Here is a 24,425-nt window from a genome sequence, read left to right on the forward strand (position 1 = left end):
GCCAGCATGAAGCTTTCCTGCTGGCGGAGAGCGCGACCGTGGAACAACTATTGCCGTATTACGAGCGCGAGCTGGGCTTGTTCCGCCAGTACACGCGCGAGTTTTCCAGCCGCTACCCGAAAGCGGCCGGACGCCTGCTGATCGCCGGCGACACGTGCGAAGACCCGCATGTCGAGCGCCTGATCCAGTCCGTCGCCCTGCTCACGGCCAGGGTCGCCAAGCGCCTCGACGACGCCTATCCGTAATTCACCCATTCCCTGCTCGACACCCTGTACCCGCACTACCTGCGACCATTTCCCTCATGCTCCATCGTGCGCATCGCCGCCGATGAAGCGCCGGACGGTGGCCAGCTGGCCCAGCTTGCGCATGTCCCGCGCGGCACGGTGCTGCGTTCGCAACCGGTGCAAGGCGTAGCTTGCAAATTCACCAGCGCGTATGATGTGACTCTGGCGCCGCTGGCCATTTCTCGCCTGCATTTTTCAGCGATCATCGACGCGCCGCCCGGCTTGCGCCTGCCCGACGGCGCCAGCGCCCTGCTCAGCATTCAATTCACCAGCAACAGCGCTCAGTACTATCTGGATCAACCGGGGTTTTCCAGCCTGCGCCTGTTTGCCGATGGCGAGCCGTCCGTGCGCGCGGCCCTGCTCGACGCCCTGTTCCTGCGCGGCGCGGGCGCGTATGTGGCACTGGACGAACACAGCCCGTGGCTGGCTGTCGATGGCACGCCGCTGGCGCCGGCCGGCTATGCGCAAGACGACGCGCTGATCCCCATTTCCGCCCGTTCGCACCCGGCCTTGCGCCTGCTGACCGAGTATTTCGCCTTTCCGGAAAAATTCCATTTCATCGATATCGCCTGGTCCAGGCTGGCGGCCCTGTTGCCGAAGCAATGCCGCCAGTTCACCTTGCACCTGCCGCTTCAGGGCGTGCGCAGCGACAGCCACGAGGCGCGGCTATTGTCCGGCGTCAGCCGCGACAACCTCTTGCTGGGATGCACGCCTGTCGTCAACCTGTTTGCCAAGTCCGGCGTGCCGATCCGCCTCACGCATACGGAACCCGACTACGCCCTGGTGGCCGATGCCACGCATGCGTTTGCCTACGACATCCACAGCATCGATGCCGTCACCGTGCTGCGCAAGGATGAGGCCGGCGAGCGCCTGAGCACTTTCTTGCCGCTGTATGCCTCTCTGCAAGGCGCGCAGAGCGAGCAGGGCCAATATTGGCTGGCGCGCCGCGACGAAGCCGTGGCGGCCATCAGCCCCGGCCATGAAATGCGCCTGAGCCTGATTGACCCGCAGTTTTCACCGGGCAGCGCGGCCTGTGCCACCGTCTCGACGCAGCTAGTGTGCAGCAACCGCGACTTGCCCACGCAGTTGCATTACGGCTTGCCCGGCGGCGACCTGCTGGCCGAAGACGTGCCCGACGGCATCCCCGCGCGCTTCCTGCGCAAGCCCACGCCCAGCATGCGCTTTCTGGCGGACACGCACTGGCGCCTGATTGCGCACCTGTCGCTCAATTACGCCAGCCTGACGCAAGCGGGCCTGGGCGAATTCCAGAAAATGCTCAGCCTGTACGACCTGCCCCGTTCGCCCTCCACGCAGCGCCTGATCCAGGGCATCGTCACGCTGGAACACGGCAGCACGCGCGCGTGGATGCCGACCGCGCCGTTTCCCACCCTGATGCCCGGCATCGCCATCCGCCTGGGTATCGACGAACAAGCCTTCGTAGGCAGCAGCATCTATATTTTCGCCCAGGTGCTGCAGCGCTACTTCGCCCTGAACAGCCAGCTCAACTGCTTTAGCCAACTGACGCTGCTGTCCCAGCGCAGCGGCGAGGAACTCATCCGATGCCCAGAACGCAGCGCCGACGCCACGCCAGCGTAATCCAGCAATTGCTCGACGCGCCGCAGCGCTTCGAGTGCTTCCAGGCGCTGCGCCTGCTGCTGGCGTGGCTGGCCGAACACGGCATCGATGAGCACACGGCGCTGGCAAAGATCATGCGCTTCGACAACAGCGTCTCGCTGCGCTTTCCCGCCAGCCAGATCGAGGCGCTGGCGACAAACGGCATCGCCGATGCCGATGCCCTGCTGCAGGCGCTGCTGTCGGGTCATTTACAACATATCCACCTCACGCCCGCCTTCATTGGCCTGCTGGGCTGCCACGGCAGCTTGCCCAGCCACTATTCGGAGCGCATCGCCGCGCACCAGCATGGCGAGCGCGACACCAGCGCACGCGCCTTTCTCGATCTGTGTTCCAGCCGCGCCGTTACCCTGTTTTACCAGGCCTGGCAAAAATACCGCATCGAGCAGGCCGGTCACGGCGGGGATTTCCTGTCGCGCCTGCTGGCCCTGGCCGCATGCCAACCGGGCCAGGTCCAGGACCAGGCGGCTATCGGCCTGTACAGCGGCTTGCTTCAGCAGCGCAACATCTCGTCCATCGTCATGGCGCGCATTCTCGGCGAGCACTTTGGCGTGCCCTGCCACATCACCGAAGCGACGGGCGCCATGGACGCACTGGCGCCGCGCGAACAAACGGCGCTGGGCATGGCCAATGCGGTGCTGGGCCAGCGCGCCACCATCGGCGAGCGCTGCCGCCGCCCCGACCTGGCCGTGCGCCTGCGCCTCGGTCCGCTCACGGCGCAGCAACACGCCAGCTTTTTGCCGCGCGCCCCTGCCAGCCAGGCGCTGCGGCACATGCTGATGCTGTTCGGCCAGCCGCTCGTGCGCTACGAGATCGTGCTGGTGCTGCGCGCCAGCGAGGTAAGGGGACTGGCATTGACGAGCGCGCCACAAGGCGGACTCGGCTGCAATAGTTTCCTCGGCGCTACAGCATCACCGCGCCACCGCGACGACATGCATTACGAAATGCAATTGATGCCCTCACTGAAAGATTGAACCTTGCGGCCGCGCAAAACGCCTGTGTTCGCTATTGCTACAGTCGATCAACGATTCCTACCGTGAAGCGATGCGCGATGAGCCAGTTCCCCGATACGACGGCGGCATGGATGGCATTAACGGGCGATATGCAGGGCCAGCGCCTGCTGCGCCTGCACTTTCCGCATGGCGACGGCCCTGCCCACATTCAGTTCCTGGCCAACAGCCTGGCCGCCAGCGAAAGCCTGTCGCGCGACTTTTCCTATGTGGTGGAAGTATTGTCCGACGACGCCGCCATCGCACTCAACAAAGTGATGGGCAAGATGGTGACCGTCGAACTGGTGCGCGAAGACGGTACCTTGCGCTACTTCAACGGCTATGTATTCGAGTTCCGCTTCCTGCGCACGGACGGCGGCTTCGCCTTTTATGAAATGGTGCTGGAGCCGTGGCTGTCGCACTTGCACTTGCGGCAAAACAATGTCGCCTTCCACGGCTTGACGGTGGCGGCGCTGACGGACAAAGTCTTCGATGACTACCTGATGCGCGACTACAAGCTGGCCGCCAGCGGCCTGGACCCTGCCATCACCTACACCTGCCAACACAACGAAAGCGATCACAACCTGCTGCACCGCCACTGGGAGCAACTAGGCTGGCACTACCGCTACGAACACCGCCACGACGGCCACACCTTGTGGCTGGGCGACGACAGCAGCACCGGCAAGCCCATCGATGGTGTTTCGAGCGCCATGCCCTTCCAGCACCAGGCCGGTTCCCTGGAAGACGATGGCGTGCATCAATGGAGCACGGTGCGGCGCATGGCCCCGGCCCAGATGACGGTGGCCAGCTTCAATTTCAAGAACCCGCGCAGCGCCCGCGCCAGCGGCGACTCGCTGAACAAACAAGGCGCCGTGCCCGCGCTGGAAGTGTATGAAAACACGGGCAGCTACGGTTTCAAAAACATCGACGATGGCGAAGCGCTGGCCCGGCGCCGCATGGAAGAGCGCGACGCGCAGGGCCAGCTGTTCGAAGCGCAGGGCAACGACCGCACGGCGCAGCCGGGACGCTGGTTCACCCTGGGCGGGCATTTCGACAGCGCAGCTGGCGAATACCTGATCCTCTCCGTGCACCACTACGCCAGCAATAACTATCAGCAAGGGCACGGCGCCACTTCGCACTACAGCAACACATTTACCTGCATCCCCCGCGCCACTCCCTGGCGCCCCGGCCGCAACTTCCACAGCCGCGAACCGAAGATCTACGGCGTGCAGACAGCCACCGTGGTCGGGCCGCCCGGCGAGGAAATCCATACGGACGGTTATGGTCGGGTGAAGGTGCAATTCCACTGGGACCGCCTGGGCACCTTCGACGACAAAAGCTCGCCGTGGATAAGAGTGATATCGACCTGGGCCGGGCCGAATTTCGGCCACATCAGCCTGCCCCGGGTGGGCATGGAAGTGGCCGTGCAATTTCTCGACGGTAACGTCGCCATGCCCATCATCATCGGCTGCGTCTACAACGCGCGCAATATGCCGCCATGGGAGCTACCGGCCAACAAGACGCAAAGCGGCATGCTGAGCCGCTCCTCAAAAAAAGGTTCCGCCGCGCACGCCAATGCCCTGCGCTTCGAGGACCGCAAGGATGCGGAAGAGCTATGGCTGCATGCGGAAAAAGACCAGCGCATCGAAGTCGAGCATGACGAATCGCACTGGGTCGGCAATGACCGGCGCAAAACCGTCGACCGCGATGAAACCGTGCACGTCAAGCGCGACCGCACGGAAACGGTGGACCACGATGAAGACATCACCGTGCACAACAACCGCCGTGAGCGCGTCGACCATGACGAACACATCGACATCGGCGACAGCCGCCGCGAACACGTGGGCGGCAACGAGCTGGTGCAGATCGACGGCCACCGTTCGGAACGGGTGACCCTGGCCAAGGACGAAACGATCGGCCTGGCCAAGGTGCTGACCATCGGCGCGGCCTACCAGACCACCGTCATCGGCGCCATGAATACCACCGTGGTGCTGGCGCAGGCCGAGCAGATCGGCCTGGCGAAAAGCGTCATCGTCGGCGCCGACAGCACGCTCACGGCCACCGATTCGCACACGATGACGGTAGGCACGTCCAGCATCACCATCACGCCGGGACGCATCGAACTCGTTGCCGATGAAATCATCATTCGCGGCAGATCGAAGGTGCAGATCCATGGCGACGACATCGACAACAATCCGGGCTGACGATGAACGACGCCGGCACCGCCCATTTCAACATCCCCAACCTGCTGTTCGACAACCGCACGCCGCACGCGGCCAGCCAGTTCGACATGGTCGACCAGTTTGGCGCAGCCTTCCACGTCGTGGTGGCGCGCATGGGCTACACCATGGGGCCGTGCGGCGCCGATGGCCTGACCAGCCTGCTGCCCATGGCGCGGCCATCGCCGCTGGCCACGGAAGACCGGCACCTGGGTGGCGACACGCAGGCGGGCAGTGTACAGGAGAGCGACTTCGCGCCGTACAAGCCGCGCTGCGATGTGATCGTCAATGGCGTGGCGCACGCGCCGCGCGGGCAGGCGATGCCGCAATTTCTCGTCAACCTGAAGCTACGGTCGGAAAAGAAGACCCTGATCGACAAGACCTTGCAGGTGTGCGGCGAGCGCGCTTTCCGCAAGAAAGCCATCCTCACGCGCCTGGCGCAGGGCTGCGCCCGCGTCGCCACGGCGGGGTTGCTGCGGCCGAACCCGTGGCACTTGTCGGCGCCAGAAGCGTTCCTGCAATTGCCGCTGCACTATGCCTATGCGTATGGCGGCCAATGCCGCATCGAGGCCGATGGCTGCAACGCGGCGACGCACGATTCCTGCCAGGCCAACCCGCTGGGACGGGGCTTTGCGCGCCACAGGTACCTGGATGCGAAACACATCAATGAGGTGCCCGCGCCTCGCATTACGCATGCATCGCTGCCGTGCACGGCCACCCAGTTCTGGCACGGTGCGGGCGGCAAGGAGCTACCCGCGCCGGCGGGGCTGGCCGTTATCGGCCGTGGCTGGCTGCCGCGCCGCACGTTGGCAGGCAGCATCGTGGTCAAGGACAAATGGGATGCCGAGGAAGTCCCCGCCCTGCCGGAAGACTTCGACTTTGCCTACTGGAACAGCACGCCGCCCGACCAGCAATGTCCGTACCTGGCGGGACGGGAACAATTCACGCTGACCAATCTGTGCCGCCACGACCATCCTTCGGCCCGCATCGACCCGCGCGGCAACACGGTGCTGCGCTTCGCCTTGCCCGAACAAGTAATGTGCCTGCTGCTGGCGGACAAGAACGACCAGTTGCTCGTCTGGCGCCTGGCCATCGATACGGTGCTGGTCGATCCTGAGGCGGCCAGCGTGGAACTGGTCTGGCGCGCCATCGTGCCGGCCGATGCGGGCCAGGTCGCCTCGCGCCTGCTGCACCTGATGGAGCCGGCGCAGATCGCGCGCATCGAACTGCTGGAACAGGCGCAGAAAGCACTAAGCGAAGCCGCCGAGCAAGGCAAAAAACCATGACGAATGAAACCGTCACCAAGGCCTCGCGCTTCTATTGCGTCAGCCTCAGCCCCGACATTTGCAAGACCCCCGTCGGCTCCAGCACGCCTCCTATTCCCTACAGTATCATCGGTGAATTCTCGGAGGCACAGAACGCTTCGCCCAACGTCAAGTCGCACAGCGAACCCGTCATCCTGCACCAGCGCAGCATCATTCCCACCGTCAAGGGCGACGCGGCCGGCAAGGCGGGCGGAATCAAGAGCGGCACCGTCGGCAAACAGGTCGACACCAAGGTCGCCAGCGCCATCCACCGCGCCAACGGTGCCAACCTGGTGCAGATGGGGCGCGAAGTGTGGATGAATTCGCGCAATACCGTGGGCAAGATTTATGAGCGGGGCGCGGAGGCGGCCAAGCCCGTGCTCAAGGACCTGAAGGCGGCGATACGGGAAGCGGCACAAGACTACAAGGATCATGGTTCGAAGAGCATGCATGATTCAGCGGAGGAGATGCTCGATAGTGGCGGAGATCTTTTGCTTGGTAGCGCCGTAACGGGAGGCACTGGCGCTCTACTGACACTCACTGTAGCTGGCGCACCGGTCGGCGGTGCAATGGTGGCGACTGCAGCTGTTGGAGGAGCGACTGGCACAGTCATGACCGCATCAGGTTCTGTGACAAAGGTCGGTGCAAACATACTTGACCATGCTGCAGAATTTGCTTTAACGGGAAAAACGCCGGATGTCGGTCGCGCCGCGTTTGATACTGGCATCAATGTAATTGAGGATGTGGCTCAATCATTCATCTTTCGAAAATTCCCAGGTTTGGGAAAACTTGTCGGCAAAAAACTGGCCCCTCATCTCAAGGAAATGAGGGACAAGCTGCCAGCTAAAAAACCACCCAAGCCGCCCCCAAACCTCGACAAACCTCCCCCAAAAAACGGCGGCGACGACGGCAAGAGCCGTGGCAAGAAAGAGCCGAAATCGGAACCGCCTTCCGACTGCTGCCCCAAGGATAGCGGCCCCGCCAAAAAGCCCGTCAAGGGACGCAAACCCGTGCATTTCGGCACGGGGCAGGAAATCCTGTACCAGACCGATTTCGCGCTCGAACGCAGCGTCCCCATCGCCTGGACGCGCTGCTACCGCTCCGGCGCCGAATGCGAAGACGAGGGTTTGCTGGGCGCGCGCTGGTCCACGCCCTACACCACCAGCCTGTCGCTATGCGATGCCGGCATCGTGTTGCACGATGATAGCGGCCGCGCCCTGCGCCTGCCCCACCTGGAAGCGGGCCAACAGCACAACAGCCGCAAGGAAGGTTTTACGCTGACTCGCGACGGCGCCGAGACTTTTACCGTGCTATGGCGCGACGGCAGCGTCGACCGCTACGCGCGCGCTGAAGGCGGCTGGCTGCCGCATGGCTACGACGGCGTCAACGCCATGCTGGCCCCATCCGCTCCCGTCGCCACGCAGCGCTTTGCGCTTGTGCGTAGCGAAGGGCGGGATGGACGCGGCATCCACATAGACCGATACATGGATGCCAAACCGGGCGCAGTGCTGCTGCGCCTGCGCAGCGACGATGGCAGCGTGCTCGAAGCCATGCGTGGAGCTGAGGAAACGGCCATCCACATCGGCAGCATCGACGAGGTATTGCCCGACGGCAGCCGACTCTGCCATGTCCGCTACGCCTATGCCAGCGAAACGGAGGATGCACAACCGCTCTTCGCGCCCCACCACAATCTGGTCAGCCAGTCGAATGCCCTGGGCGACACGCGCCGCTACAGCTATCGTCACCACCTGCTCACGTCGTGCAGCAGCTACACGGGTTTTACGTACGAACTCGAATGGATCAGCCTGGACGCGCTGCGCGCCCGCTGGAGCGGCTCCCCATTGAGCGAGCAGGAACTGGCCGAACGTTTCCCCGTCACCCTGGCCAACAGCTACCAGGCGCGCGCCATCGCCACCCGGGCATGCGATGGCAGCGAGCACATGCGCATCGATTACGTGGACAACGACACCAGCCGCGTCACGGAAAACGGCGGCGTCCTCGAATACACATTCGACGCCAACTGGATGGTCACCGAAGTGTGCCGCGTGAATGGCGACAAGGCCGCCTCGCTGGGCCGGCGCGAGTGGGACAGCGACGGCATGCTGCTGGCCGATATCGATGCCAACGGCGCCGCCACCTGCTATGCCTACGATGCAGCCGGCAACCTGACCCGCAGCACCGATGCCAAGGGGCACAGCAGCAACATCGAATACGATGGCCAGAACCAGCCCGTCGCCTTCACGGATGCGCTGGGCAACACCGCACGCCGCGAATACGATGCGGCAGGCCGCCCCGTCAGCATCACCGATGCCTTGGGCCACGTCACGCGCTACCGCTACGACCAGCGCGGCCAGTTGGTGGAACTGATCGACGCCAGGGGCGGCAGCAAGCATTTTCAGTACAGCCACCAGGGCTGGCTGACCAGCTACACGGATTGTTCCGGCCACAGCAGCGAATACAGCTACGACAAGCAGGGAAGATTGACGGCCGCACGCGATGCCATGGGCCACGTCAGCAGCTATGAGTACGACGGCCTCGGCCGCCTGACCGGGGTCATCACACCAGACAAAACACGGGAACACTACGCCTACGATGCAGACGGCAATCTGATCTTGCACGTGGATGGCGCCGGCCAGCAGACGCGCTACCGCTACAACGGCCAGGGCTTGCCCGTGGAGCGCACGGACGCCATCGGCCAGACGGTGCAGTATCGCTACGATAGCGCGCTGCAACTGACGGAATTGATCAACGCCAAGGGCGAAAGCTACGAACTCGCGTATCACGCGGAAGGCTGGCTGGCGTCGGAAACGGGCTTCGACGGCAAGCGCACGCAATACAGCTATGACCAGGCCGGCAACCTGACCGCCACCGAGTGCGGCAGCCAGCGCACGCAGCTGCTGCGCGACGCGCTCGGTTTGCTGCAAGTCAAGACCACGTCGGACGGCGTGGTGCGCTACGCCTACGATGCACTGGGCCGTTTGACGGCCGTATCCGCACCGCAAGCCGAACAGCGTTTCTTCCACGATGTGCTGGGCCAGCTGATCGAAGAACGCAGCGCATATTTTCTGCAATCCCTGCCCGACGCCGACAGGCTGCCCAACGCCCCGCGCGCGCCGGATGCCAGCTTTGTCATGACGCACGCGTATGATGAGCTGGGCAACCGCATCCAGACGGTCTTGCCGAACGGCCGCCGCATCGACACCTTGCGCTACGGCTCCGGCCACTGGCATGGCGTGCTGTGGCAAGGCAAGGCCGTGGTCGACGTGGAACGCGACAAGCTGCACCGCGAAAAACAGCGGCAACTGGGCAGCAGCGGCTTGCTGGCCACGCGCCAGTACGACCCGCAATCGAGACTCACCCAACTGACCCTGGCGCGTAGCGCCGACGCGCCTTCGCCCTTGCGCGAGCGCCGCTTTCATTATGACGCATCAGGCAATCTGGCAACCATCGCCCAGACCGGACTGACGGCCACCGGACCACTGGGAAACCTCCATTACACCTACGACCCGGTAGGCCAATTGCTGTCCTCCGTACAACCCGGCCTGGTGGAACGGTTCGCCTTCGACCCCGCCGGCAATATGGTCGACGCCGCCCCTGCCCCCGGCACCCAGCTACCCGCCATCACCGGCAACCTGCTGCGCACATTCGGCGACTTCAGCTACGACTACGACGAACAAGGCAATACCACGCGCAAGCGTTTCCAGCCACCCGGCAGGGAGTCAACCTGGAGTGACCTGGAACTGGAATACGACGCAGAGAACCGCATCAGCCACACCTGCAAGACCGAACGCCAGACAAGCTATCGCGCCGAATACTTCTATGACGCCTTCAGCCGCAGGATCGCCAAGCGGGTCGATGTGAAGCAATGGGGCAATCAGCAAAATATCGCCAACGATCTTCCCGCACAAACCAGTAATAGCACGACACTGTTTGTTTGGGATGGCGATACGCTCGCGCAGGAACTTGGGCAGGACGAGACGGTCACATATTTGTATGAGCCGGAGAGTTTTGTGCCGCTGGCGAGGATAGCGTCGAAAACCGGCAATGACATTGCCTCGAAAGGTATATACCTGCCACATGTGGATGCATGGGATCTTCCAAGTGAAGGATTAAACGCCAAGCTGCAAGATGCGGCAATCCGAGAGCGAATTGTCGCAGCAGAACTACCGCTATCGGCGCGGCAAGACATTCAGTCGGCGGAAAATGCCGCAACTACACAAGACTGGATCGGTCACTACAACTGCGATCATCTTGGTACGCCGCAGGAAGTCACTGATGTATTCGGGAGTGTGATATGGAGTGCATGCTACGCGAGTTGGGGTAGACCAGTTCTTATTGATGGATCTGCGTATGAACAACTTTTGCGTTTTCAAGGTCAGTATGAAGATATAGAAACTGGTCTCTTTTACAATCGTTATCGTTATTACGACCCTGATACCTCACGTTATATTACTCAAGATCCTGCAGGCATAGATGGAGGAATCAACTTATACACATACACCCCTAATCCGACAACATGGATTGATCCCCTTGGATTACGGAAGAAATGTGATACCTGTTGTGTTGATGGACGTTTCTCGAGTTCTGACGGCGCAGCCAGCGCAGCACTAAATCGCTATAACAAAAAGTCAATTCGTGACAACCTCGAATATGGAGGTTTAATCTATAAAGGAAAAAATGGAAAATATGACTTTACCAAAGCAAAAAGAGGAACTCTAGCAGGGGTTAATCCATGGAGCGGCAAAAAAATTCCGAAAAATTGTGAAGAAACGGGCTATTGGCATACTCTTGGAAATTACTCAACAGAAGACGGGACTGCCACATCCATTAAAAATGATTATTTTAATAGCAACAATTTTTCAGACTCTGACATTAATGCAGCAAATAAGAAAGGAATATTGAAGACGGAATATCGAGGATATCTAGGAACGCCAAGCGGCGCATTCAAGGGGTACAATTCAAAAATGGCCATATTTATTATATATGAAAAAAACAATTCTTATATTAATTATTTTTTCCACACACACATCACTAGCACAAAATATTGAGTCCACCAAAGAAATTAAAGGAGAAAAAATTATGGAAAAAGTCCGAAAATTTGATGACGAAATTTCTGGGAAATATTTTAGATATACAACAATTGCCTATATTGATTTTGAAAAAAAACAAAAAAATATTGAGGATTTTAAAATATTAATTAGGGACGACAATCAACAAGTCGAAATAATTTTTATGCCCAATCTTGCCCCAGGAGAAAACCAAAGTTTAGGAGGAGAAACATCCTTAGGATACGCAGTAACATATTTTATTTCAAAAAAAGACTACATCATTATCAGATCATATCGTCATAGATAGCCAAATTTTAAAAATTAAATAAATATCACTTGCATAACGAGTGTTTAAGCCATCAATAAATTGAAAAATATTAATATAACACAACGTGTACATGCCGTCTCAAAAAACCATACCATCAAAAATGGAAAACTCAGAAAATGCGAATTATATGATATTAGGAAAATATTTCATATATTCCATTATAGCCTATAAGGATTTTGAAAAAAAAACAAAAAAATATTGAAGATTTCATTATCTACATAAAAGATGAGGATAATGAAATAGAATTAACATTCCACCCAAACCTTGCAAAGGGAGAGAATCCAATGCTAGGAGGGAAAACCTCGCTGGGTCGAACGGTGGTTTATCTCATATCAAAAAAAGACAAGAAAATAATTAAAATCAATTATCAGAGATGAATTTCATTAAATCACATTAAAGCAAGATATGTTCATAGAAATTTCTTAAAAATGACAAGCAACCACATTCCACAACGGGCCATCGGCGCAAAAAATTATCCATGCGCTCAAGGAATGGCAGCAAAAGAAGCAAGAGCTATTGGAAAATACATTACAGACACAGGAGGAGGAAATCAATATTTCATTGATGATTCAGATATATCAAAACTCAAAGCTAATGAAAAAATATTTAAATTTCCTAGGCCGTAAATGAATATAAATAAGAATACTGGAGATATTGAAATAAATGAGAATTTTCACGTAAACAAAAACACATCAACAAAAGAAATAAAAAACATAAATTTTCTTGAAAGTTTTGGAGAAATAAATGAATTTGAAAAATATAGCATGCAAAATATTAAATTTCTCAATCTGGAAACAAGAGTAAATTTCAGATTTAAAAGTGAAATCCTTTACATTATTGAAATAATCTGGATAGATGGAATCACAAACAGACTTGGATATGACTCCAGTCACTCGGACATGATCAATGAAAAAAATATCTAAGTAAGTTAATTTCAAAGTCACTAGGTCAATCAGCTGAAACATCGACTAAGTATGAGGATTTTTTTTCTTTCTCGTGGGGATACATAATAGTCAAAGCAGATCAAAAATCATCACTTTGTTCGACAATGATAATATATGGTAAAAACACAAATATATAATAAATAAAATAAATATTAATTAGCAGAGTACTCCAAAAAACCTTTCTTATTCCGATATAGATATGGAAAAATACACACCCGACATAGAAAACTTGGAAGAAAAAATTTCCGGAAAAAATCTTGAGAACTTGCTCATGGTTTTGGATGAATTCAAGAAAGAGCAAAGAAATATTTCAGATTTTAAAATATACATTCAAGACAACAACGAAGATATTAAAATAACTTTCGTACCAAGTTTTGCACCCGGTGAAAAAATACTAGGTGGAAAAACATCACTGGGAAGATCCATCACTTATACCATTTCAAAAAAGACGAGAAAAATCATCAGTTCAAACTATCATAGATAAAACTAGACTATCAATGAAATAGAGTTCACTCTAATTAGTCATGAAAAAATTGCGTCTGGAAGAAAAATATCTTAAAAGTTTGCGAAGAAAAATTATCGCAAAGAAAACTGCGCCACTTACAAGCAACGAGCTTGATTTTTTTGCTCGCTTGCTCGAACACCAATTTTATAGCCCGGAACTACATCGGGTTATCTGGGATATAGCATGGCAAAGTCCGCCAAACGCGGCCATGTTAAAAATTGCACAAAACATCATCACCATCAATGTATCTGCCGACGACGGCAGTGTTTTCAATGGCCATATTGAACCTGTATTTAGTTACTATCTACACAACTCACCAAGCCATGAACAAGAGAAAATTCTTGATAGCTTCGAAAAAAGTAAATCCCTGAGATTGCGCATGATTGTGGCCGAATTCCACATGTGGAAAAATCATGTTCTGAAAGGTTTGCACATGATGACAAAAATACTTGATGAGGAAAATATAGATCATGCTATCGCTGATTCTATTTGCATGTGGATCACGCAAAAGAGAACTCCGGAACTACAGAACTCTTTTCTTCATGAAGCGGCCCAGGAACGAAAAAAAGGAAATATTTCCTATGCCAAGACTCTAGAGTGGATATGCGAAAATCTCATCCGTTAGCGGTCAAGGCATAGTGTCCGGCTGGAGATTATCGTATTACCACTCCGTACCAGGTCATCCGGCAAGGTTTCAAAAAAAATGAAAAAAATATCCTTTGATACAAAAAATGGTTACCTCCTATTGGACGGCATTATGATGGCACCACTTAACGAATCTGAGTTTATTAAAATTGCAAAAGAAAATGACATTGAAATAGAAGACAACAAAACAAATACTTATGTACACAATTTATCAACGTGCGGAAACTTGAATGAATTTGAATTTGGCATAAATTTTACTTTTGAAAATTATTGCATGAAGAGTGTTTGGCTATCGTGGAATGGAGGGAATACAAAAAAATATGGATATAACACGACAGAGTGCCAATTAATAGCCGACAAAAACAGGTTAGCCAAATTACTTGCTAAAGTCTTGGGCAAAGGTCCTGATGAGATAAAAAAAACGTTTTCCGCATTTGATTTTCCATGGGGTAATATTTCAGCTTCAGCATCTCTTCAATCAGCGATGGCATCAATTGGACTATCCTGGAACGTCTCTAAAACTACACGTTGATTTTCCCGAAATTGGCAGCATCGTAGCAAACCTTAAAGAAAAATTATGGATATCCGACCCGACATCAAATTTAAAGATGGATATTTTTCCGCAAACGAATCAATCATTCTATTTAGAGGAATGAAAAGAAAAAATCTACACTCGATGGATCAAGACTGGGAAGCATGGATAAAGCATGAAGAAGAGGTAATCGCCTACAAAACAAGTTTCAAACTAAAAAAATTGAGAATAATAGTTATTTGTTTTTTTGAGAAAGATGATGGTCCCATAAAATACTGGGATTTTGGTCCGGAAAATTGCATGGATGGTTTTCAGTCTAAACCCGAAGGAAAATATACAAGAAGATTGAGACGCTGGTTTCTGGATGAGTTTGGTATCGTTCTGCAACAAGCAGGGCCGTGGGGGGAAATAGACGCCTGTCACGATCCACATAATAAAACCACATCAGTTTTTTGTGCCTATCAACAAACCCAATATTAAATTCAGATTACCATATAGATGAATATTTCCGACATAGGTCACGAGATGGAAATTCTAAACATACCATCAAATGCGTTCTCGATTGGCGATCCGACTCAGGATGAGAGTCTGTGCATCAGAGAAAAAAATGGATGTTGGGAGGTTTTTTACTATGAACGAGGAATAAAGACAGGGCTTCGCGTTTTCAAAGAAGAACATGAAGCCTGTGAAACTTTTTTATTCATAATAAAATCCTGGTTTATGTAATTTTAAAATAATATTTTTCGTATTTATCCTCTCTTCCAAGGATAATCATGAAATCCAGAAAACATCACATGTTAAACACAATCAATATAGGAATACTTTGCCTGAATTTTGACGAAGCAAAAGAGTTTTACATAGATAATCTCGGGTTTTGTATTACGATGGATAGCATCATTCAGTGTGATTCAGGTACCAGTCACCGCCTCACGATGGCGCACGAGTCCAACAAAAAATTCTCAATAGAATTCATGAATCCTTCAAACATTGAGCAAGCACATAGCGTAGGTAGCAAAGGTGGTACGATCAATCTATTCACTTTACCAACGAAAAATATTGATACGCTCAAGGAGCGACTGGAAAAAACTGCTTTTTTCGTCAGTTACGTAGAGACTCCCTACGCAAGTTTTCTGAACGTCGAGGATCCGATGGGCAACAATATTTGCCTCTACGAACCGTGCTAAATCACTGCAATAATTCATACGAGATGCCTGATTCAAAATTCCGCATAACAGAATGAAAAATTTCAAAATCCCAGGCTATATTTTTGATTTCATTGATGGATTACTGCTCGTCAATGGAGAGATTACCTTATCGAAAAAAACTCCAGCAAACGATTCCATAAATAGCATTATCAATACATTCCATACCAAACCCACAAAAACAGGGACTGGAATGTATATTTTTGATATCAATGGATGGGTAGGCGATTACGTTGTCGAGTTGATTATTGTAAAAGAAAATTTCCCCGAAATAGATTACGCAATAATGCATTACTTTGAAAATAATTCTGTAGGCAACGGCGTGAGTAAGTCATCGCTAGTCAAACAAATTCAAAGAAAGTCTGGCATTCCCGGAAAAATGAAAGGACTATCAGAAATAGTATTTCAATTTTCGTGGGGAAGCGTTATCGTACAGCATGACATAAAAATATCCTCATCATGCATAATCTTGCAGTACAAAATAGCCAGAAAATCACCCATCCGATTGAAATGAATGATCATCGTGAATCGCATATCAATCTAGATAAATATATAGAAGTGCAGCAACGAATAATAGAATTCATAAAAAATAGTGATACTTTTTTCCCAAAAGCAAATGAGATACGATGGCTGAATTTATTGAAGAAGCTACCTCGGAAATTAAAAATCTGTCTTCTCAATGAAATTTCTTTTGAAAATGCATTGATAGCATTGCATTCTTCAGACTGGCCAGATGAGGGGAGCGTGGTGGCACTGCTGAGTAACAGGTTCAAAACGAAGGAATTCGACAAGGATTTACATTTCAGAGCGCTGAATGACGCGCATTACTGCAAAGAAGAAATTTCATATGTTGAAGATAACGTTACGCATTTGATTATTAATTAAGCAATTCCGAGAACCGCCCAGGATTTGACTTGCCCATCGCCCTGCACGATACTTGCCGCTGTTGCCAAAGCTCCCCATCCTGAGCAATAAACGCCTGTCACCACCGCCTACACTCACAGCATGCCGTCTCCGAACTCTCCCACCGCCCCCTACATCGGCCGCTTCGCCCCCTCTCCCTCCGGCCCCCTTCACATGGGCTCGCTCGTTGCCGCCATGGCGAGCTACCTCGATGCGAAGGTGCATCGCGGCACGTGGCTGCTGCGCATCGAGGATCTGGACTATGACCGCAATGTCGAGGGTGCCGATATGGCGATCCTGGCGACTCTGCAACGCTGCGGCATGACGTGGGATGGCGAGGCGACGTGGCAGAGCCGCAGGCTGCCGCTGTACGAGGCGGCGCTGAAGCAGTTGCAGGATGATGGCCTCGTGTATGCGTGCGGCTGTTCGCGCAAGGAGATCCACGATTCAGTGGTGCAGGCGGGCACGCCCAAGGGCGGGGCCGCCGTGTATCCGGGCACTTGCCGCCACGGCTTGGCGCCGGGCAAGGCGGCGCGAGCCCTGCGGCTGCGGCTGCGGCAGGGGGCTGATGCGGTGTACGCGTTTGCCGACCGCTGGGCGGGTCCGCAGCAGCAAGATCTGGCCAGCGAAGTGGGCGACTTCATCGTGCTGCGCGGCGATGGTTACTGGGCGTATCAACTGGCCGTGGTGGTCGACGATGGCGCGCAGGGCATCACGCAGGTGGTGCGCGGGGCGGATTTGCTCGATTCCACGCCGCGCCAGCTGTATCTGCAGGACGTGCTGGGCTTGCCGCATCCGGGCTTTCTGCACGTGCCCGTCGTCAACAATTCCAGCGGCGAGAAGCTGTCGAAGCAGACGGGCGCCCTCGCCTTCGACACAGGCACGCATGCCGCCGAACTGCTGGCGTCGGCCCTGCTGCCGGCCGCCCGCTTCCTCGGTCTCGACGTGCGCGCCGAGAACCTGGAAGACTTCTGGCGGCAAGCCATTCCCGCCTGGGCACAGCGGCTGGCGCAGCTTCCCGAACGCCCATAAAAAAACCCGCCGCGGCGCGAACCGGGCGGGTAGCAATGCAGGCGCCAGCCGCAAGGGCCAGCGCCTGGTATCAGGCAATTAGAAGTTGCCCTTGAACTGCACACCAAACTGACGTGGCTCATTGATGAAGCCCGTGCGGTTGTTGAAGTCGATGGCGCCCGTGATACGCTGGGTGTCGGTGATGTTGCGGCCAAAAGCGGCCACTTCATACTTGCCGGCATCCCATGTGTAGCCCACGCGCAAGCCACCTTCGACCATCGGCTTGCCGGTGAACTCGGTTGCTTCATACAGGAAGAAATTGATCTTGCTGCGGTAAGCCCAGTCCGTGAAGACGAAGAATTCGCCGTTTTCCATCGGGATCGAATAGCGGCCCGTGGCGGTGATCGTCCACTTCGGTGCTTGCGGCAATGGATTGCCGTCGATGACGGCCCGGTTTGCAGCGTTGATAGGATCGGTCACGCTGCAGCGCGCTTTGTCGCAGGTGGCGATCGACAGGCTCGGGTCCTTGATTTCCGTGAAGTTGTAGCTACCGCCCAGGGACATCTTCAGGCTAGGCGTGACAAAACCTTCCAGTTCCAGTTCGGCGCCACGGCCATTCGTCTTGGCGGCATTGATCAGGCGCGTCACGTTCGAGGTGCCGCCAACGACCGTCAACTGCTGGTTTTTCACTTGGTAGTCATACACGCTGAAGGCGACGCGGGCGCGGCGGTTGAACAGGTCGGCCTTGATGCCTGCTTCGAACGAGGTGATGGTTTCCGCATCCGCCACCGTCACGGGTACCGTGTCGCTGGCCGGAGCGATACTTGGCGCGCGGAAACCGGTGGCAATACGGCCGTAGAAGTTCACGTCCTTGTTGTACTTGTAGGTACCGCTCAGATCCCAGTTGACCTTGGCTTTGCTGACATCGGCGCTGCTCGGATTCTTTTGATCGATGTTGTAGACCGAAACCGTGTTGAAATCCTTCTTATCCTTGGTGTAGCGCAAACCGGCGCGCAGCATGAAGTCATCGTTGACGGCGTAGTTGACGGAACCAAACGTTGCCCAAGCGGAGTTCTTCTGGCGGCTGGCCAGGTGCGAGAACAGTACGTGCGTCTCGGTATTGAAGTTATCGGTAAAACCGTTGGCATCTTCATTGAAGTAATACACGCCAGCCTGCCAATTGAGCGGACCGGCATTCTTCGATTCGGCGCGGAATTCTTGCGAGTATTGTTTCACGCTGGTGATGCCGCCGGCCGTTTCAACCTGGAAAGGAATGAAGCCTGGGCGGGTCTGGTCACGGCCGCTCGGCGCGCCGCCATCGATGTCGCCATGCGACACGTAATTGCCGACCTGTTCAAAGCCGGTGATCGAGTACAGCTTGACGCCGTCCAGGTCCCAGCTCAGTCGGGCGCTGGCGCCATTGGTGCGCAGGCGCTGGAAATTCGGTGCATTCGTAAACGACTTGTTCGGGTCGAAACCGTCGACGATATCGTTCGTGCCCTGCTTGATCAGGTTGGCGTAGAAGATGCGCGCGCTGCCCGTCGTATTGCGCTGATGCACATTGAACAGGGCGTTGAACATGGTGTTCGGTGCGTACAGCAGTTGCACGCGTTCCGCGTGTTCGTTGTAGCCGTCCAGCGCATTTTGCTTGCCAGTAAAGGTGTTGTCGACGTAGTCGTCGCGGTGCTGGCGCAGGGTCGAGAAGCGCAGCGCCCATTCTTTGCTCAGCGGCACGTTGACGGCGCCATCGAAATTGCTGGTGTTGTGCGTGGCGGTGGAAACGTTGTAATAGCCTTCAACCTTGTCCAGGTTCGGCTTGACGGATTCGAACTTGACCACGCCGGCAGGCGTATTGCGGCCGAACAAGGTGCCTTGCGGGCCGCGCAGCACTTCCACGCCAGCCACGTCGAAAATCGGATAACCCTTGAGGATAGGGTTCTCTTGCACGACATCGTCGTAAATCAGGGAAACAGGTTGCGATGCGAAGATGTTGAAGTCGGTATTGCCGTAGCCGCGGATGTAGAAGCGGGGGAAAGTGCGGCCATTCGACGATTCCACGTTCAGGCTCGGCACTTTGCCGGCCAGCACGCGGATGTCTTGACCGCCGGAGACCAGCACGTCGAGCTTCTCGTCACGCAACAGCGACACGGAGACGGGCACGTCGCGGATATTTTCCTTGCGGCGCTGTGCCGTCACGGTCACGGTTTCCAGCTGGCTGGCGGCAGGCGCCGTATCAGCAGCGACTTCATCTGCATACGCCGAGCCGATAGGCAGGGCAGCGGACAGTGCCAGCATGGCGGCGCTTTTGGCGCACAAACGCTGGTGCATCTTGGACATCTTGATCATGTTGTTTCCCAGAAGTTTAAAAAAGAATTGCGAAATCTGTCTTCCAACTTGTCTCCGGCTTATGTACGGCGCTGGATGATCGTATGCACCATCACGGTGCAGCAGCGCGAGCGGATGTTTCTCCGCACCTGGCGTCACTGGCTCTGCCCTGGCTGTCGTCCAAGCTGACAGCGGTGGCGGCCGCATCTCTGGGATGTCTGATGAACACCAACTTTTGAGTAAGGCGCCAATTTAATTCAAGCGCCTTATGCGCTGCAAGAATATTGTTATGTAAAATATTCATTCATCAACATAATGGCCCGACTAGTGGTTATTCAGCCACAATAGCGCCCTTGCCTCGCTGTTTCACCCGAAGATTTTCCGCAGGACGCGATTTTTTCTCGTGGCTTGCAGAAAGCAGAACTGGCATCCTGCAAGACAGCCATGAGGGTAAAAATAGTTGTAATATCGCCAGACTTGAGCTGCCATGCCGCCCCATTCCAGTGCGGCGGTAGCACCCCGCACCATCGTCGATCGCCTCCATGTCAGAACCGAGCCAGCCCAGCAACACCGTCCCGTCCTCCATCGCCGCCGCCCAGGCCGCACATTTATTGCTGGGCGCCCATTGCGACATCGTCTGGAGCACGAAAACCTTCGGCCAGTTCGATGCCGACCAGCCATCCTGGCGCGCCTTCACGGGCCAGACCGAAGCCGAACTGCTGGGCCGCGGCTGGCTCAATGCCCTGCATCCGGACGACCGCAACTTGCCTTACGTCATGCCGTCACATCTGACGAGCGTGTTCGAAGCTGAATACCGGCTGCGCCACGTCAGCGGCACCTACCGCAATATGGTTGTGCGCATGGTGCCTGTGCTGGCAGACGACGGCAGCATCGTTGAATGGCTCGGTTCGCATTGCGACGTGACGCAGCAACGGCAGACGGAACAACGGCTGCGCCTGGCCATGCAGGGCGGCCGCATGGGCACGTGGGAGATCGACCTGGGCAGCGGCAGCATGGCCGGCTCCGACGCGTTCAAGGCCAATCTGGGACTGCCGCTTGCCAGCCACATCGATTACGCGCAGTTGACGGGCGCCATGCTTGAAGGCGACCTGCAGCACTGGCAAACGGTGGTGCATGCGGCCATCGCCAGCGCCAGCGATTTCGAGATCGATATCCGCGTGCGCTGGCCCGATGGATCGCTGCACTGGGCGCACATGCGCGGCAGCTGCACCAGCGACGGCGCCGGCAACGTGATCGCATTGTCCGGCATTTCGCTCGACTTGACGGCAAGCAAGCAGAACGAGGAAACCCTGCGCCTGACCCTGGAGGCCGGTGAAGTGGCCACCTGGAACTGGGACATCGTTGCCGACCGGGTCACGGCCGACAGCAACATGGCGCGCCTGTTCCCCGTCCATGCCGATGCGGCCACGGCGGCGCCGATGGCGTGCTACCTGGACATCATCCATCCCGATGACCGCGAGCAAGTCAGCGCGCAGATTACCCAGGCGCTGCACGCGCACGCGCCGTTCGAGGCCAGCTACCGCGTCACTGCCGGCGATGGCCATTACCGCTCGGTCATCGCGCGGGGCCGCGCGGAATACGCACCCGATGGCACGCCCTTGCAATTTCCCGGCGTCCTGCTAGACGTCACGCGCCAGAAACAGGTGGAAGATGCGCTGCGCCGCAGCGAGGAACGCTACCGCACCCTGATCGAGCTGATGGACCAGGCCTTTTGCGTGATCGAAATGCTGTACGACGAGCAAGGCCGTCCCATCGATTTTCGCTACCTGGAAGGCAACGCCGCCTTCGTCAAGCAGTCGGGTCTGGACAATGCCATCGGCAAGACTATCCGCAACTTCGTGCCCGAGCACGACCAGCACTGGTTCGACCTGTACGACCAGGTCGTCAAGACGGGCGAGCCCGTGCGCTATGAAAACGAAGCCGTGGCCATGGAGCGCTGGTTCGAAGTCTTCGCCGCGCGCCTGGGCGGCCCCGGCAGCCGTCTGCTGACGGTGCTGTTCAGCGACATCAGCGAGCGCAAGCGCTCGGAGCAGCAATTGCGCCAGTTGGCCGACAACCTGTCCGAAATGGACCGGCGCAAGACGGAATTCCTGGCCACCCTGGCGCACGAACTGCGCAACCCGCTCGCGCCCATCCGCAACGGCTTGCAGATCATGCGCCTGGCCGCCGACAAGCCCGCCACCGTGGCAAGAGTGCGCGACGTCATGGAGCGGCAAGTCAATCAGATGGTGCACCTGGTCAATGATTTGCTGGACGTGGCCCGCATCACGCGGGGCAAGATCGAACTCAAGCTGGAACGCGCGGACTTGAAAACCATCATCGCCAGCGCCGTGGAAACGAGCATGCCGCTGATCGAAGCGGGCCACCACCAGTTCCAGATGCAACTCGACGAGCAGGCGCTGCCGCTCGATGCCGATCCCACGCGGCTGGCGCAAGTGCTGGGCAATTTGCTCAACAATGCCGCCAAGTACACGCCCGCCGGCGGCCATATCAGCTTGCGCGCGCTACGCGAAGGCAACGAGGCCTTGATCGAGGTCAAGGATAGCGGCGTGGGCATCCCCGCCGAGTCGATCGCCACCGTCTTCGACATGTTCACCCAAGTGGGACAGAACATGGGCCGCGCCCAGGGCGGTCTGGGCATCGGCCTGTCGCTGGTGCGGCGCCTGGCCGAGCTGCACGGCGGCAGCGCCACGGCGGCCAGTGCCGGCGCCGGCCTGGGCAGCACTTTCAGCGTACGCCTGCCCCTGCTGGAGGAAGAAGCGACAGCGCACGCCACACCGGCCGCGCCGGTCCACAGCGCCAGCAGCCCCCATTTCCGCGTGCTGGTGGTCGACGACAATGTCGATGCGGCCGATACCCTGGCCGCCGTGCTCGACATGATGGGCCATGCCACGCAAGTGGCCCACGATGGTGCGCAGGCGCTGGCCGTGGTGCCGCAGTTCTTGCCAGACGTCATCTTCCTCGACATCGGCCTGCCCGGCATGAACGGCTACGAAGTGGCGCGCGCGCTGCGCCAGATACCGGCCGGCGCCAACGTCGTGCTCGTCGCATTGACGGGCTGGGGCGCCGAAAACGACCGCAGCCAATCGAGCGCGGCCGGCTTCGACCATCATCTGACCAAGCCGGCCAACCTGCTCGCCATCGGCGAACTGCTGGCCACCCTTTCCACACCAAAGACAGCTACAGACCATGAATGAATCCCTAAACCACGTCCGCCGTCACCTCCTGCTGGCCAGCGGCGCCGCCCTGCTGTTCCCGACACCGCTGCTGTTTGCCGCGCCCGCCACCAGCCTCGCCGCCGCCCACACGCAACTGGCCGCGCTGGAACAGGCCGCAGGCGGACGCCTCGGCGTTGCCGCCTGGCGCCAGGGCAGCGAGCTGCGCGTTGCCTACCGCGCCGACGAACGTTTTCCCCTGGCCAGCACCTTCAAGGCGATGCTGGCGGCCGCCGTGCTGGCCCGCAGCGTCAGCCAGCCGGGCTTGCTGGATCAGCACGTGCGTTACGAGAAAAAAGAACTGGTCACGTATTCGCCCATCACGGAAAAGCATCTGGCCGACGGCATGAACGTGGCGGACCTGTGCGCCGCCACCTTGCAGTACAGCGACAATAGCGCAGCCAATTTCTTGATGACATTATTAGGCGGGCCGCAAGCCGTGACGGCGTTTGCGCGCAGCATCGGCAATACGGTGTTCCAGCTGGAGCGCTGGGAAACGGAACTCAATAGCGCCATCCCCGGTGAAGTGCGCGACACGGCCAGCCCTGCGTCGATGGCGCACAGCCTGCAGCAATTGTTGTTGGGAAATAGCTTGCCAGCGCCGCAGCGCCAGCAACTGGACGCCTGGATGCGCGGCAACACGACGGGCGACAAACGCATCCGCGCCGGCGTGCCTGCCGGCTGGCAGGTGGCCGACAAGACGGGCTCGGGTGCCTACGGCAGCGTCAACGATATCGGCGTTGCCTACCCGGCCAGCGGTGCACCGCTGGTGATCGCCGTGTACTACACGCGCGAACAGAAAAACGCGGACACGAACCAGGACATCATCACGGCCGCCACGCGCATCGTGACGGCTGCGCTGGTCTGATTATTTCGGCAATGATGCCATGAAGCCCGCGTAAGTCGACCAGGCGGGATCGGCCGCGCTGCGGATTTCAATCGGGAATTTCGGACGCGACGCCAGCGCCGTGTTGAGGCGGTTGAAGAACTCTTCGCCCGACTGCGTGTAATAAATCCACTCGCGCAAGTTTTCACCGGTCGATACCAGCGCCAGCGTGGCGAAGCCATCCGCTTCCACGACCGGTTCCAGCGCCGCTTCCAGCTCTTCCATGTGCTCGCGCTCGTTCGGTGCGGGCATGCCCGTTTCATCTTCATAACGCCAGGCGATAATGATGCGGTCCGGCTGCGACGACAGGTCCCAATCGTCATGGAAGGCGTCGACATAACGGTAGATGATGGCCATCTCGTCGCTATGCGTGACGATGGTGCCCCAGCTGCGGGCGGAAGTAGAATTTTCGTTCATGGTTGCAACAGTCAA

At 56.3% G+C, this 24,425-nt stretch carries 20 protein-coding genes and 1 pseudogene; 19 read left to right on the top strand and 2 right to left on the bottom strand.

Going from position 1 to position 24,425, the window contains the following annotated elements; genetic code table 11:
• Positions 1-38: 38 nt before the first annotated feature.
• The 17 genes and pseudogenes from tssF to gluQRS all read left to right on the top strand — a co-directional run bounded on the left by tssF (position 39) and on the right by gluQRS (position 17,567).
• A pseudogene (gene tssF / locus ACQ4WN_RS05285) lies at positions 39-1,880 on the top strand (type VI secretion system baseplate subunit TssF).
• On the top strand, positions 1,844-2,890 hold the full coding sequence (tssG, locus tag ACQ4WN_RS05290) for a type VI secretion system baseplate subunit TssG (protein WP_436550571.1): 1,047 nt from the start codon (positions 1,844-1,846) through the stop codon (positions 2,888-2,890). The pseudogene tssF and the gene tssG overlap by 37 nt, the downstream one beginning before the upstream one ends.
• Positions 2,891-2,967: 77 nt before the next feature.
• Entirely contained in the window at positions 2,968-5,109 is a 2,142-nt protein-coding gene (locus ACQ4WN_RS05295) for a type VI secretion system Vgr family protein (protein WP_436550572.1), read from the top strand.
• A 2-nt stretch (positions 5,110-5,111) separates the two neighbouring features.
• Positions 5,112-6,410: a DUF2169 family type VI secretion system accessory protein gene (locus tag ACQ4WN_RS05300; RefSeq protein WP_436550573.1), complete on the top strand. Its 1,299-nt coding sequence runs from the start codon at positions 5,112-5,114 to the stop codon at positions 6,408-6,410.
• A complete protein-coding gene (locus tag ACQ4WN_RS05305) occupies positions 6,407-11,476 on the top strand; it encodes a PAAR-like domain-containing protein (RefSeq protein ID WP_436550574.1) in 5,070 nt (1,689 codons plus the stop codon). Before ACQ4WN_RS05300 ends, ACQ4WN_RS05305 begins: the two co-directional genes overlap by 4 nt.
• A gap of 31 nt (positions 11,477-11,507) precedes the next feature.
• A complete protein-coding gene (locus ACQ4WN_RS05310) occupies positions 11,508-11,783 on the top strand; it encodes a hypothetical protein (protein WP_436550575.1) in 276 nt (91 codons plus the stop codon).
• Between the two features lie 197 nt (positions 11,784-11,980).
• Positions 11,981-12,181 carry a hypothetical protein gene (locus ACQ4WN_RS05315; RefSeq protein ID WP_436550576.1) on the top strand — a complete coding sequence of 67 codons (201 nt, stop codon included), beginning with the start codon at positions 11,981-11,983 and terminating at the stop codon, positions 12,179-12,181.
• Between the two features lie 51 nt (positions 12,182-12,232).
• Positions 12,233-12,430 (top strand): hypothetical protein, encoded by a 198-nt coding sequence (locus ACQ4WN_RS05320; RefSeq protein WP_436550577.1) that lies wholly within the window; start codon positions 12,233-12,235, stop codon positions 12,428-12,430.
• Positions 12,431-12,727, top strand: coding sequence for a hypothetical protein (locus ACQ4WN_RS05325; protein WP_436550578.1), 297 nt, complete (start codon positions 12,431-12,433; stop codon positions 12,725-12,727).
• A 220-nt stretch (positions 12,728-12,947) separates the two neighbouring features.
• Positions 12,948-13,232, top strand: coding sequence for a hypothetical protein (locus ACQ4WN_RS05330; RefSeq protein WP_436550579.1), 285 nt, complete (start codon positions 12,948-12,950; stop codon positions 13,230-13,232).
• A gap of 40 nt (positions 13,233-13,272) precedes the next feature.
• Complete coding sequence (locus ACQ4WN_RS05335; RefSeq protein WP_436550580.1) at positions 13,273-13,878, top strand: hypothetical protein; 606 nt, start codon at positions 13,273-13,275, stop codon at positions 13,876-13,878.
• Positions 13,879-13,956: 78 nt separating this feature from the next.
• Positions 13,957-14,430 (top strand): hypothetical protein, encoded by a 474-nt coding sequence (locus tag ACQ4WN_RS05340; protein WP_436550581.1) that lies wholly within the window; start codon positions 13,957-13,959, stop codon positions 14,428-14,430.
• Between the two features lie 45 nt (positions 14,431-14,475).
• A complete protein-coding gene (locus tag ACQ4WN_RS05345; RefSeq protein WP_436550582.1) occupies positions 14,476-14,910 on the top strand; it encodes a hypothetical protein in 435 nt (144 codons plus the stop codon).
• Between the two features lie 293 nt (positions 14,911-15,203).
• Entirely contained in the window at positions 15,204-15,614 is a 411-nt protein-coding gene (locus ACQ4WN_RS05350; RefSeq protein ID WP_436550583.1) for a VOC family protein, read from the top strand.
• A gap of 52 nt (positions 15,615-15,666) precedes the next feature.
• Positions 15,667-16,146 carry a hypothetical protein gene (locus ACQ4WN_RS05355; protein ID WP_436550584.1) on the top strand — a complete coding sequence of 160 codons (480 nt, stop codon included), beginning with the start codon at positions 15,667-15,669 and terminating at the stop codon, positions 16,144-16,146.
• On the top strand, positions 16,092-16,517 hold the full coding sequence (locus tag ACQ4WN_RS05360; protein WP_436550585.1) for a hypothetical protein: 426 nt from the start codon (positions 16,092-16,094) through the stop codon (positions 16,515-16,517). The genes ACQ4WN_RS05355 and ACQ4WN_RS05360 overlap by 55 nt, the downstream gene beginning before the upstream one ends.
• A 120-nt stretch (positions 16,518-16,637) precedes the next feature.
• Positions 16,638-17,567: a tRNA glutamyl-Q(34) synthetase GluQRS gene (gene gluQRS, locus ACQ4WN_RS05365; RefSeq protein WP_436550586.1), complete on the top strand. Its 930-nt coding sequence runs from the start codon at positions 16,638-16,640 to the stop codon at positions 17,565-17,567.
• A 78-nt stretch (positions 17,568-17,645) separates the two neighbouring features.
• Here gluQRS and ACQ4WN_RS05370 read toward each other — a convergent pair whose 3' ends face one another.
• On the bottom strand, positions 17,646-19,892 hold the full coding sequence (locus ACQ4WN_RS05370; RefSeq protein ID WP_436550587.1) for a TonB-dependent receptor: 2,247 nt from the start codon (positions 19,890-19,892) through the stop codon (positions 17,646-17,648).
• A 521-nt stretch (positions 19,893-20,413) separates the two neighbouring features.
• Between ACQ4WN_RS05370 and ACQ4WN_RS05375 the strand changes: the two genes are divergently transcribed.
• On the top strand, positions 20,414-23,089 hold the full coding sequence (locus ACQ4WN_RS05375; RefSeq protein WP_436550588.1) for a hybrid sensor histidine kinase/response regulator: 2,676 nt from the start codon (positions 20,414-20,416) through the stop codon (positions 23,087-23,089).
• Positions 23,082-23,975 (top strand): class A beta-lactamase, encoded by an 894-nt coding sequence (bla, locus tag ACQ4WN_RS05380; RefSeq protein ID WP_436550589.1) that lies wholly within the window; start codon positions 23,082-23,084, stop codon positions 23,973-23,975. Before ACQ4WN_RS05375 ends, bla begins: the two co-directional genes overlap by 8 nt.
• Here the strand turns inward: bla and ACQ4WN_RS05385 are convergent, their stop codons facing one another.
• On the bottom strand, positions 23,976-24,410 hold the full coding sequence (locus tag ACQ4WN_RS05385; RefSeq protein WP_436550590.1) for a DUF695 domain-containing protein: 435 nt from the start codon (positions 24,408-24,410) through the stop codon (positions 23,976-23,978).
• Positions 24,411-24,425: the final 15 nt, after the last annotated feature.

The sequence above is a fragment of the Janthinobacterium pasteuri genome (assembly GCF_051380775.1).
Lineage (GTDB): Bacteria > Pseudomonadota > Gammaproteobacteria > Burkholderiales > Burkholderiaceae_D > Janthinobacterium.

Excerpts from the sequence above, each read along its gene's own strand:
- tssG (WP_436550571.1), top strand. The coding sequence starts at position 1,844 with ATGCCCAGAACGCAGCGCCGACGCCACGCCAGCGTAATCCAGCAATTG.
- ACQ4WN_RS05295 (WP_436550572.1), top strand. The coding sequence starts at position 2,968 with ATGAGCCAGTTCCCCGATACGACGGCGGCATGGATGGCATTAACGGGC.
- ACQ4WN_RS05300 (WP_436550573.1), top strand. The coding sequence starts at position 5,112 with ATGAACGACGCCGGCACCGCCCATTTCAACATCCCCAACCTGCTGTTC.
- ACQ4WN_RS05305 (WP_436550574.1), top strand. The coding sequence starts at position 6,407 with ATGACGAATGAAACCGTCACCAAGGCCTCGCGCTTCTATTGCGTCAGC.
- ACQ4WN_RS05310 (WP_436550575.1), top strand. The coding sequence starts at position 11,508 with ATGGAAAAAGTCCGAAAATTTGATGACGAAATTTCTGGGAAATATTTT.
- ACQ4WN_RS05320 (WP_436550577.1), top strand. The coding sequence starts at position 12,233 with ATGACAAGCAACCACATTCCACAACGGGCCATCGGCGCAAAAAATTAT.
- ACQ4WN_RS05325 (WP_436550578.1), top strand. The coding sequence starts at position 12,431 with ATGAATATAAATAAGAATACTGGAGATATTGAAATAAATGAGAATTTT.
- ACQ4WN_RS05330 (WP_436550579.1), top strand. The coding sequence starts at position 12,948 with ATGGAAAAATACACACCCGACATAGAAAACTTGGAAGAAAAAATTTCC.
- ACQ4WN_RS05335 (WP_436550580.1), top strand. The coding sequence starts at position 13,273 with ATGAAAAAATTGCGTCTGGAAGAAAAATATCTTAAAAGTTTGCGAAGA.
- ACQ4WN_RS05340 (WP_436550581.1), top strand. The coding sequence starts at position 13,957 with ATGAAAAAAATATCCTTTGATACAAAAAATGGTTACCTCCTATTGGAC.
- ACQ4WN_RS05345 (WP_436550582.1), top strand. The coding sequence starts at position 14,476 with ATGGATATCCGACCCGACATCAAATTTAAAGATGGATATTTTTCCGCA.
- ACQ4WN_RS05350 (WP_436550583.1), top strand. The coding sequence starts at position 15,204 with ATGAAATCCAGAAAACATCACATGTTAAACACAATCAATATAGGAATA.
- ACQ4WN_RS05355 (WP_436550584.1), top strand. The coding sequence starts at position 15,667 with ATGAAAAATTTCAAAATCCCAGGCTATATTTTTGATTTCATTGATGGA.
- ACQ4WN_RS05360 (WP_436550585.1), top strand. The coding sequence starts at position 16,092 with ATGCATAATCTTGCAGTACAAAATAGCCAGAAAATCACCCATCCGATT.
- gluQRS (WP_436550586.1), top strand. The coding sequence starts at position 16,638 with ATGCCGTCTCCGAACTCTCCCACCGCCCCCTACATCGGCCGCTTCGCC.
- ACQ4WN_RS05370 (WP_436550587.1), bottom strand. The coding sequence starts at position 19,892 with ATGATCAAGATGTCCAAGATGCACCAGCGTTTGTGCGCCAAAAGCGCC.
- ACQ4WN_RS05375 (WP_436550588.1), top strand. The coding sequence starts at position 20,414 with ATGTCAGAACCGAGCCAGCCCAGCAACACCGTCCCGTCCTCCATCGCC.
- bla (WP_436550589.1), top strand. The coding sequence starts at position 23,082 with ATGAATGAATCCCTAAACCACGTCCGCCGTCACCTCCTGCTGGCCAGC.
- ACQ4WN_RS05385 (WP_436550590.1), bottom strand. The coding sequence starts at position 24,410 with ATGAACGAAAATTCTACTTCCGCCCGCAGCTGGGGCACCATCGTCACG.